Origin of the sequence: Streptomyces durbertensis, from assembly GCF_014156695.1 — a bacterium.
Taxonomy (GTDB): Bacteria; Actinomycetota; Actinomycetes; order Streptomycetales; family Streptomycetaceae; genus Streptomyces; species Streptomyces durbertensis.
Window position 1 is genome coordinate 1 of sequence record NZ_WMLF01000221.1, and the last position, 8,506, is coordinate 8,506.

An 8,506-nucleotide genomic window follows, 5' to 3' on the forward strand; every position below is an offset into this window, starting at 1 on the left:
CTCGTGGGCTCGGAGTTGTGTATAAGAGACAGGTGTAGAGGCGGTATTCCGACAGCAGGCCGATGGTGGTTGTCGGCTCGCTGATGTCCAGGCAGTGGGTGGAGATGGCGGCGGCCACGATCTCCTCGTCCAGGCCGGGGTCGCGGTGGCGGCCGCGCAGGACGAGGGCGAGGTGGCGGCGGGCTTCGGCGAGCAGGTGCCGGCGGTGGAAGCGGCCGCCGTCGTTCATCACGAACACCGTCGCGGTGACGTCGACGGCCGCCAGCGCTATGTCGACCACGGCCGCGACACGGGCCCGGATCGCGGCGGCCGCGGCGCGGGCGTGCTCGAGGAGGGAGTTGATGACGTCGGCGGCGACCTTGGAGGTGAGGATCGCGCTCACCTTCCACCAGGCGCGCAGCTGCGCGAGCGGCTGGGTCTTCCGCTTGGGCGGGCGGGTCTTGCGGGCGGCGATCTGGTTCATCTTGGCGCGGGCCCGCTCGGAGACCACGGGCAGGAACCGCGGCTCGCCGTCGTCGTCGACGGCGGTGACGTACTCGTGCTCCAGCTCGGCCAGGCAGGCGGCGATCTGGTCGCTGCGCCGGGCAGTCCAGCGGATCAGCTCGTGCGGCACCCCGGCAATCTCCATCACAGGCCGACGCCCCAGGGTGACGATGCGCGGCTCGGTCGCCAACCCCAGCTCCTCGCAGACCTCAGCGGCCACCAGCTCGTTGTAGAGCGCGGAGGCGGCCACGGTGTTCTCGTGCAGGGCCAGGGTGTGGATCGAACCCCACTTCCCGTCCAGGCGCTGCCCCTTCACCGACAGCAGCAGATGGTCATGGAGCAACGGCCGACCCGACCGCGCCTCGTAGTGGCGGAAGCGCGCGGCGACCAGACCGCCCGGCGGCCGGACCCGGTAGACGCCGTCCTTGCCGTACCGGATCACCGCGACCTCGTCCTCGATCCACTCCACCACCCGTACGATCGCCCGCTCGTGCGCGGCCTCGATCACCCGGCGGGTCTCCTCATCGGCCAGCGCCCACAGGAGGTGGATCGTCGGCTGCGGCCGGAACACGAAGTCGACCCCGGTGACTGTCACGCGGCGTCCGAGGGCGCCGGTCCGATACGCCTTCTTCGGGGAGTCGCCCGCGGCGAGCCGGCCGGCCTCGATCCGATCCGCGTACGGGTGGCGGCCCCGCTCGCCGAAACAGGTTCCGCAGCTGCGCCTCGGTGACCTCCTCACCCGGCGCAAGTCCGAGCACGGCCAGGCCGCGGCCCATCCAGCGCCCGGCCGGGACCCCGGCCTGCTCCTGGGCGGCGCGCAGCGGCGTGCGGGCCGGGCGACGACCGTCGCCGACAACGGTCTCGCGGAGGTAGTAGCGGTACATCTGACCGGCCCGGATCACCCTGATATCCACTGTCATGCAGACCACGCCACACGGCTCTGACCTGCAAGAAAAGGCCGATCAGCCCGGCGTCCCGCCAGGCGGGAGCAGCGGCCGAACTTTCTTCACCGGGGCCCGCCGGGCGGGAAGCGGACCCGGGCCGGACGCGAATGTCATCGCTCTCCGGCAGCCCTCACACCACGACCCGAACAACACCATCCAGCACCACTGAGCATCACCACGCGCCAAGGAACGAGCACCGCCAAGGAAGCACCGCCTACCCAGCCCCCGGCAACCGCCGGGGGCTTCGTCGTGCTGCCCGGAGGAGACCACCGTGCCCACCTTCGAGACCCTCCCCCGCTTCACCGCCGACCTCCAGCACCTCACCCCCGCCCAGCGCCAGCGCTTCCGCCACGTCGTCCTGGATGCCTTCGTCCCCGACCTGCGCACCGGCCGCCAGTTCCGCCCCGGCTTACGGATCAAGGGAGTGCGCTGCGCGCCAGGCGTCTACGAACTCACCTGGGCGCCGGACGGCCGCGCGACGTGGTCGTACGGCGGGGAGATAGTCGCCGGGCTCCCCCACATCGTGTGGCACCGGATCGGGACCCACAGCATCCTGGACCGGCCCCTGGCCGAAGGCCATCTTGCGGGGCGGGGCCGCCGGTTGGTTGGCTGATCGTTCCGATGACCAGGAGGGGGCACCGCGTGGCAGCGAACGAGGCCGTGACCGAGGCGGAGCACGTGAAGAGTTTGATCATCAGCACCGCGTCGGCGCTGTGGGAGGACAAGGAGGCTCTGGGCAAGTTCCTCGACGTCGTCCGGCGCAGCGAGACGTTCGCCCCGCTCGCCGACACCATGGCAAAGTCCGAGGTCCGCCCCGCGAAGCCCACCTTCTACGGCGTGAAGAGCACGGAGTTCCAGGACTGACCGTCGCCGCGGTCGCCGGTCTCGCTCGACGCCCACAAGCAGGGCGGCGGCGCCACCCGCTGAGGTAGGGCCACCGCCTTTTTCAGCGAGTTCCACCCGTACGAGTGCCACAACGGGCGTTCTGAGGCTGGTCCCGGCGGCGACGGATCAGAGGTCCACTTCCGGGCCAGTCCCGACTGCGTGAACGAGAACACCGAGTTGTCCGAGCACGCGCAGCGCCTGGGCGGGCTCCATTGCGGTCACCTCTGGGGCTCGCTGCAGCACTTCGGTGAACCTTGGGTGGATGCCCTCCGGTGACTGGGCGGCGGCGCACGCGGCGGGCACTGCTGCCAGACGCTTGCGGATGCGCGCAGGGTCGGGGGCTTCCGCCTTCAGGACGTCTTGGTACGGCAACCACAGCGCCTGCCAGAGGAGGGCGGCGGCCTCCATGTCCGGTCGGCTGACTTGCCATCGGCCCTCGTGGAGCGCGTGCGCCGCCTCTCGGAGAGCGGTCTGCAGGGTCCCTTCCATGACAGGAAACCCTATGGTCACGGCCCGTGAAATCGTACAGTTCCGCATATGGCAGAGACGGCGTACGACCTGGCACTTCAGATTCAGCGGGCGCATGGGTGGGGCGGCCGACCGCAGATCTTTGACGATCGAGCCCGGTTGATGGTGCGTGAGGAGAGCCGCTGGCTCGGGGTGACCTTGTCGCGGTACGACGGCAGCGTGCTGCTGCACGCGGGCGCGATCGGCCCCGACGGCACGCCGACCGATCCCCTGGCCGAGGCCTCCACCAGCTCCAGCGACATCGAAAGCGTGCTGGAGCAGGTGGAGGCGCTGTGGCAGCGGCTGCCGCGACCCAAGCACCTGTAGCGCGGCCGGCCCGAGCGCCTCGGCCGGCCGCCGCCCCTGGCCGGCTCAGCGCAGCGCGGTCACGCCGAGATGCAAGACCGGCCCGCTCCCTTTCTCCGACCGCGCTGGCATATACGGGTCTTGTCAGCTCTTTACCACGCCTTCCAGGCCCTCTGACCTGCTGCTTTGTGGCCGCTTTCCGGGGCCGGTGTCACAGGTAGCGTCACGGGTTCTGGTAGGCGTTGTGTCACCTGTGTTGGCAGCGTCCGCTCCGGGGTGGGCCCGCACGAGCAGGGCTAGGTTCCGGCTCGTTCGAGTTCCGCCACGAGGCCGACGATGCCGGGGTCGGGCCGGGGGATCGTGCCGAAGTCGTCGTCGTCGCTGATCTCCAGGCGGCACATCGCGTTGGTGAGCGCTGCGGACAAGCGAGTCGTGCAGGGACGGGTGCTGGCTCCTGGCGGCGGGGGAGGTGTGTCCGTGGCCGGTAGCAGGGAGACCTTCAAGCCGGATCTGGCTGCCCAGGCGAACTCCGCCCAGTGTTCCGCGTCGCGGAACTCGCCGTGCTGGAGGTGGTGGAGGTAGAGGCAGTGGGCTGCGGTCAGGGAGTCGGCGCCGGCGGCGAACTGCCACCAGAAGCGGGCGGCCTCGTTGCCGCCGACGAGGTAGAGCAGGCAGGCGAACGCCAGGGCGCCGTCGGGGTCGATGCGCTGGCGGTCGTCGACGAGGAGTCGCATCGCGGCTAGGGCCGCCTCGTCCCGGATCACCGTGCAGGAGAGTTCCTCGAGCAGGCACGCCGCCTCGTGGTGCAGGGTCCGGTTCATCAGGGGTGAGCGGGCCTGTTGCCGGCTGCCGGAACCGGCGGCTTGTCTGACGGAGCGTGCCCTGGTCTCCATGGTGCGGGCGCTGGTCCACACGACGCGGCTGGCGATCCGCTCCAGCGCCGTCTCGGAGTCGAACGTGGCGAACACATCGTCGGGGGTTCTGGCCGACGCGAGTTCAGCCTCGATCCGGGTGCGGTGCTGCTCCCTCCGGTTCTTCCTGGTCACCGTTCCTCCTGGGTGCTGTCTTCGGGAGCGTCGCTCCATGTGATCCCGAGGTCTTTCGCCAGTCGGCGTCGTGCGCCACGCAGGTGTGAGCGCACGGTCGGGTACGAGATGCCCATGATCCGGGCTGCGTCCTGCTGGGTGCGCTCCATCACGTAGTGGAGCAGCACCACGTCGAAGTGCCGCTCGGGCAGGCGGGCGATGGCGGCGAACAGCCCCAGCCTGGACTCGAGGACTTCCAGCCGTGCGCGGGTGCGTCGGCGGACTTCGGCGAAGGCGGCGGTCTCGACCAGCGCCATCGGCCGCTGCCGGTCCTGCAGGCGCCGCGACACCTCTTCCTTCAGCGCGGCGAAGGCGTAGGCCTCGACGCTGGGCTGGGCCAGGACGTCCCGCCACACGGTGGCGAGTTGGACGAAGACCTCCTCGACCGCGTCGATCGCCTCGTCTTTGTCGCCCAGCTGGAGGTAGGCGTACCGCAGGTACACCTTGTGCCGCAGCACGTAGAAGCCGGTGAAATCGCTGGGCAGGGCGCCCCTCAACGACTCCCGCACCACGCGCGGCCGTCCTGACGACATTCCCTCGCCGGCGCTCAACGGCCCCACCCCACACGGCAACGCGGGCACGTAGGACGCCCGCAGCGCGTCACCGGCGTTCGCTCGGCTACCAAGATGCGTGCGCCGATCCGTACGCCCACGCCGAGAGCCCGCCGCGCCAGCCGGCGCCCGTCAGAGAGGAGCACTCTCCCCACCACTCCAGCAGTCACCAACTGCCATGCCGTTTCCAGATCCACAAGGGAAACCTTCCAGTACGTCGCTACGGCGCCATCCCCCCCAACTCGGCGTCGAAGGGCACCGCTTGCGCCCTCGTCACCACCCAATCCAAAACCCCGCACATGTGTGCACGGCATCCCTCACCCATTTAGCGGAGTAGGCGCATCCGCTTTCCGCGCGCGCCCCCCACGGCTGACTCGTACCGGTGATCGGAGGGCCCGTCGGCATCTGTCCGCAGGCCGGCGGGCGGACTGTAGGAGCACAGGTCCTGAACCGGTCAAGAAGGCGGCGGCGACCCCAAGCAGAGGGGCCACCGCCGCTTCTAACGGGCGCGATCAGATCGGGTGGGTCGCAGGTACGGCCTGCCGTTCTCTGTGCTTGTTGAGCAGGTCCAGCATCTTGTTGAACTCGTCCGTCGGCATCTTGTGAATCAAGTGGTGTGCCGCGTCGACACCGTCTTCGTAGGGGAACCGCTTGGGGTGCTGGCCTACCTCTCCGGCTGTCGCTTCGGGCGGGCTAGCCTGTCCCGGGACAGCTGGCGCGTCCTCCTGCTGTGCGTCGGCAGGCGGCTCCTGTTCCGCAGCGGCCGGCGGGACCGGTGCCGGGTCGGCCGGAGCCGTTTTACGGCCGTAAAACGGCTCGTCGTCCTGCTGCTCAGAGTCGGCGGGTGGCTCGGCGGTCAACCGTTTGGGAGCGGCGGCCCGCTTGGCGGCCTTCTTGGCGGCCGACCGCTCAGCAGAGGCTGCCGCCCGCTGCTTCTGCTCGTCCTGCCACCATGCCAGCTGCTCCGTGCGGTCCCACTTGTTGTCCCGGGCCAGCCTGCCTAGCGACCGGGCAGCATCAAGCGGCATGGCCTTCCTCCGCACCAGGTCCTGAACCTCCGGGGCCAGGTGAGTGAGGAGGATGCGATGGGTGACCCATCCGTCGACCCGCTCGAAGTGCTGAGCGACGGCGCGGTTGGAGCCGAACTCGGCTACGAGGGCTTGGACCGCGTACGCCTCTTCAATGGGGTTGAAGTTCTGGCGGTCGACGTTCTCGGAGACCACGGCTTCCATGAATGTCTTGCGGTCTTTTGCCAAGCCGTCGTCGACGACGCAGTTCAGGGCTTGGTTCTCGGCCGCTTTGGCGCCGCGGTATCGACGCTCACCGGTGACGAGGACGTAGTCGACGTCGCCGATCTGATTCGCATGGTCGGGCCACAGCTTCAGGTAGGCGCTGCGGCTGACGGCAGGACATGCCTGGATCTGGCGGCGTCGCAGGCTTTTCCCGAGGTCGATCAGCTCGGCTTCGGTGCCGAAGTCGGTACGCGGGTTGACGCCGTTGGGGGCGAGCCGGCCGAGAGGAACGCGGAGGAGGCGGCCGTCGGCTCGGGTGTCGACGACTGGGGTGTCATCGTCATCGCCGAAGAAGTCGTCGAACTCGTCGTGCTTGGTCATTTATTGGCCCCCCACGTACTTCTGGCGGCGGAGCTGGTGTTCCAGGGCCAGGGACACGAAGTCCTGCTTGGCCTTGGTGGCGATGTGGTTGGACTCGTACTGGGTGCAGAGCCGTCCGTTGGTGATGCCGCGGGTGTGCGGCTTGTAGTGACGGACGGTGGCGTTGTACAGCTCCCAGCCTCTGCGTTGGACGAGGCTGATGGTGCGGTCGCGGTCTGCGGTGCCGTCGCGGGGGTCCCAGTTGTTGACGACGACGCCGTAGGGGATCTGGCGGGGGATGAGGACCCGTTCGACAGTGACCTTGGTCGGGGTGAAGGCCGATCCTTCTGCTTCGAGAGGGACGATGACGTCGTCGGCGACGTCGAGGACGGCGCGCAGCGCGTCTCCGGTGGTTCCGTCGCCCAGGGGGTCGATGGACTCGTCTTCGTCGTCTTCGGCCTTCAGCGGCATGAATCCTGGGGTGTCGACGATGATGATGTCGGCCTTGGCGCTGCGCAGGCGACGCAACTTGTCGATGCTCTGGCTCGCGTCGACCACGCGGAAGGGGACGGGCCGGCCAGCCTTCTTGACCTTCTCGGCGTGCTCGATGCTGGTGCCCTGTGGGTCTATTGAGACGACCGCAACGGAGGGGCTTTCGCCTGCCGTCTCGCCGTCGACAGCATCGCAACCAAGGATCTCGGCGTAGACCGCAGCGAGGTTGACCGACAAGAGGGACTTGCCGACACCGCCCTTGCGGTTCAAGAGCACGGTGATGTAGGGCATGTACTACTCTCCGACTACTTCCCGGGAACCCGGTACTTCGGATGGACGGGAAGCATCTTCTCAGAAGATCCACGGGGTCCTGGCGGGGCGTGCGGAGCGCGGCGGTTTTACGGCCGTAAAACCGTCGCGGAGCTGACTGCCCAGGAACGCAAAAAGCGGCCCCCGTCGCCCGGGTTGAGGTCCGGACGACGGGGGCCGCTTCGTGGTCGGTGGCGCGGTGGACTCGTACGGCGGCACCGCCGCAGCCGGCCCCGGGGGCCGGCCTTTGGCGGGCGGCGAGTATGGCGGTGAGCTCCGCGACGGCCTTCCGTCATCAGCGCGGCTCTCGGCGGCACAACCACGCCTGACCGTCCCGGCCCAGCACGTGGTGCGGGAACGGCTCGTGCTCCACGTCCTTTACGTCCGGGTCCCAGAACCACTGAAAGGGGAAGGCACGCACCCCCATTTCGAGGGCGATGACGGCCCGGTGGTGCCCTTCGAAAACGAAGACGAGCCGGTCGGTTGCGCGGACGCCCAGCAGGAGCGGTTCCCGGATCCCGTCCCTGGGGATCGAGGCCCGCAGTTTCTCCAGCACCTGGCGGTCCCGGCCGTGCCGCTCGTGGTACCGGCGGGCACCGGCCCACGTAGCGAACTCGGCAGGCCGGACCAGGCCCCGCCGGAGCGCTGCGGTGCGCATGCGACCGGTCCAGGGCTTGCCGTCGATGACGCGGACAGTCACGAGCGCATCCCCCGGCGACGGAGCAACCTACCGAGCCGGTAGCGGAGCGAGGCGTTCTCCTCGCGCTCCTCGATGGCGTCGGCGAGTAGCTCCTCGAGCTCAGTCATCTGTTCTTCGGCGAACCACTGGGGCTGGTAGTCGTCTCCGTGGCAGACCGGGCACAGGTGCTCGTGTCCGTCGAGCTCGTGCCATGGCGCGCAGCCGACGTCCTGGCAGTCCGGCTGGGTGGGGTCCTCGCCGATGCCGGAGCAGTATGGGCAGCGTGTGAATCGGTAGTCGATGGGCGCGCCATGGTGGAGGTCGGAGTGGAGCTGGGCGAGGCCGCGGACCCCGAGTTCGCACAGCAGGGCATCTGCGGCGAGGACCTGGCGGCCGATGCCGGTGTCGTGGTGGTCGGCGAGGATCTGAACGGCGGTGCACCAGGCGAGGGTGGAGCGGTCGACCGGCGCGGCGTAGTTGCTGGCCCACGGGTCGGCCGGGTTGAGGTCGGTGGGCGGCGGGGCCGCCGGCGCGGTGAGCGGGATGCCCAGGGTGGTGAGCTGGGCGGTGACGTCGGCGGTGCGGCGGGTGAACTGGTCGAAGACGGTGGTGGGCATCGGCCCTCACATTCGACGGGGCCGCCGGGACCATGGTGGTCCCGGCGGCCGGAGCG

At 69.4% G+C, this 8,506-nt stretch carries 11 protein-coding genes and 1 pseudogene; 3 read left to right on the forward strand and 9 right to left on the reverse strand.

What is annotated here, in order from left to right:
* Both mobF and GL263_RS29180 read right to left on the reverse strand, forming a co-directional pair.
* The coding region (gene mobF / locus GL263_RS15695) for a MobF family relaxase (protein ID WP_182856340.1) at nt 1–1,222 on the reverse strand (1,222 nt) is incomplete at its 3' end.
* Nucleotides 1,143–1,403 (reverse strand): annotated as a pseudogene (locus GL263_RS29180) (relaxase domain-containing protein); the annotation flags it as partial. The gene mobF and the pseudogene GL263_RS29180, both read right to left, overlap by 80 nt.
* 295 nt (nt 1,404–1,698) lie before the next feature.
* Between GL263_RS29180 and GL263_RS15700 the strand changes: the two are divergent.
* Both GL263_RS15700 and GL263_RS15705 read left to right on the forward strand, forming a co-directional pair.
* Entirely contained in the window at nt 1,699–2,040 is a 342-nt protein-coding gene (locus GL263_RS15700) for a hypothetical protein (RefSeq protein WP_182856341.1), read from the forward strand.
* 29 nt (nt 2,041–2,069) lie between these two features.
* Nucleotides 2,070–2,291, forward strand: a complete 222-nt coding sequence (locus GL263_RS15705) for a hypothetical protein (RefSeq protein WP_182856342.1) — start codon at nt 2,070–2,072, stop codon at nt 2,289–2,291.
* A 147-nt stretch (nt 2,292–2,438) separates the two neighbouring features.
* On the opposite strand, the gene GL263_RS15710 is transcribed toward GL263_RS15705, so the two are convergent.
* Nucleotides 2,439–2,801, reverse strand: coding sequence for a hypothetical protein (locus GL263_RS15710; RefSeq protein ID WP_182856343.1), 363 nt, complete (start codon nt 2,799–2,801; stop codon nt 2,439–2,441).
* 48 nt (nt 2,802–2,849) lie between these two features.
* On the opposite strand from GL263_RS15710, the gene GL263_RS15715 reads away from it, so the two are divergent.
* Nucleotides 2,850–3,146 (forward strand): hypothetical protein, encoded by a 297-nt coding sequence (locus GL263_RS15715; protein ID WP_182856344.1) that lies wholly within the window; start codon nt 2,850–2,852, stop codon nt 3,144–3,146.
* A gap of 275 nt (nt 3,147–3,421) precedes the next feature.
* Here the strand turns inward: GL263_RS15715 and GL263_RS15720 are convergent, their stop codons facing one another.
* From GL263_RS15720 to GL263_RS15745, 6 genes are all read right to left on the reverse strand, one after another.
* Complete coding sequence (locus GL263_RS15720; RefSeq protein WP_182856345.1) at nt 3,422–4,171, reverse strand: hypothetical protein; 750 nt, start codon at nt 4,169–4,171, stop codon at nt 3,422–3,424.
* Nucleotides 4,168–4,722 carry an RNA polymerase sigma factor gene (locus tag GL263_RS15725; RefSeq protein ID WP_323379420.1) on the reverse strand — a complete coding sequence of 185 codons (555 nt, stop codon included), beginning with the start codon at nt 4,720–4,722 and terminating at the stop codon, nt 4,168–4,170. The genes GL263_RS15720 and GL263_RS15725 overlap by 4 nt, the downstream gene beginning before the upstream one ends.
* A 551-nt stretch (nt 4,723–5,273) precedes the next feature.
* Nucleotides 5,274–6,374, reverse strand: a complete 1,101-nt coding sequence (locus GL263_RS15730) for a ParB/RepB/Spo0J family partition protein (RefSeq protein ID WP_182856347.1) — start codon at nt 6,372–6,374, stop codon at nt 5,274–5,276.
* Nucleotides 6,375–7,136 carry a ParA family protein gene (locus GL263_RS15735; RefSeq protein WP_194377590.1) on the reverse strand — a complete coding sequence of 254 codons (762 nt, stop codon included), beginning with the start codon at nt 7,134–7,136 and terminating at the stop codon, nt 6,375–6,377. It abuts the gene before it with no gap.
* Nucleotides 7,137–7,449: 313 nt separating this feature from the next.
* Nucleotides 7,450–7,854 carry a ParB N-terminal domain-containing protein gene (locus GL263_RS15740; protein ID WP_182856348.1) on the reverse strand — a complete coding sequence of 135 codons (405 nt, stop codon included), beginning with the start codon at nt 7,852–7,854 and terminating at the stop codon, nt 7,450–7,452.
* Nucleotides 7,851–8,450 carry a hypothetical protein gene (locus tag GL263_RS15745; RefSeq protein ID WP_182856349.1) on the reverse strand — a complete coding sequence of 200 codons (600 nt, stop codon included), beginning with the start codon at nt 8,448–8,450 and terminating at the stop codon, nt 7,851–7,853. Before GL263_RS15745 ends, GL263_RS15740 begins: the two co-directional genes overlap by 4 nt.
* Nucleotides 8,451–8,506 lie beyond the last annotated feature (56 nt).

Coding starts and splice junctions, on each gene's coding strand:
- GL263_RS15710 (WP_182856343.1), bottom strand. CDS start 2,801: ATGGAAGGGACCCTGCAGACCGCTCTCCGAGAGGCGGCGCACGCGCTC.
- GL263_RS15715 (WP_182856344.1), top strand. CDS start 2,850: ATGGCAGAGACGGCGTACGACCTGGCACTTCAGATTCAGCGGGCGCAT.
- GL263_RS15730 (WP_182856347.1), bottom strand. CDS start 6,374: ATGACCAAGCACGACGAGTTCGACGACTTCTTCGGCGATGACGATGAC.
- GL263_RS15735 (WP_194377590.1), bottom strand. CDS start 7,136: ATGCCCTACATCACCGTGCTCTTGAACCGCAAGGGCGGTGTCGGCAAG.
- GL263_RS15745 (WP_182856349.1), bottom strand. CDS start 8,450: ATGCCCACCACCGTCTTCGACCAGTTCACCCGCCGCACCGCCGACGTC.